Annotated in this window: 1 protein-coding gene; it reads left to right on the top strand. The window is 43.1% G+C overall.

The features are described from left to right. Positions 1-73: 73 nt before the first annotated feature. Positions 74-654 (top strand): type IV pili methyl-accepting chemotaxis transducer N-terminal domain-containing protein (locus ACS8FD_RS21465; RefSeq protein WP_439277363.1); only part of this gene is annotated, 581 nt, incomplete at its 3' end.

Genomic DNA, 654 nt, shown 5'->3' with positions numbered 1-654 from the left:
CGATGGCAGTTTTTTAGCGTTTAAAAAGTACGATGTGAAAACAGATTAGTTATAAGGAATACATTTTTCCATTATGAAAAATTACTTAGGACGTTCTTTGCCTGCCCAAGCGTTAGCATCTGTGTTTGCTATTGCTATACTTTGCTTTATATCTGCTGTAGGCAGCGGCGTGTTGGCTTGGGTGTCTCAAGCAGATGGCCAAGCCATCAATACGGCAGGCTCGATACGTATGGCGACTTATCGTATCAAGTTTCAAATAGCGACTGACTTTGATAGGCTCTACTCCGCTGATTTGGATAGCAACCCCAAAACCAATCCGGCACAGACGGACTCTACCAGTTACTCTGATGCGTCCGCTTTTTTGATTACTGACATGGAGAACCGGCTAGCCAGCCTAAGACAATATCAACGTCACTATGGTAATGAACATGACAGTATTAATGATCAATTAGCAAAGATCGAAACACAGTGGTTCAATGGTCTAAAACCTGCTTTACTGTCTCGTGATAAAGCCTCTTTATATAGTGCATCAGACTCCTACGTCAAAGACGCAGATGGATTGGTTGATGCCTTGCAGTATCGCAACGAGCAAAGACAGATGTGGCAGCAGTTGTTACAGATCGCCTCTTTGGTATTAACGCTCATCATCATGCT

The sequence above is a fragment of the Psychrobacter sp. 1U2 genome (assembly GCF_051847575.1).
The sequence above is the reverse complement of the archived record's forward strand: the minus strand, read 5'-3'. Positions and strand labels throughout refer to the sequence as shown.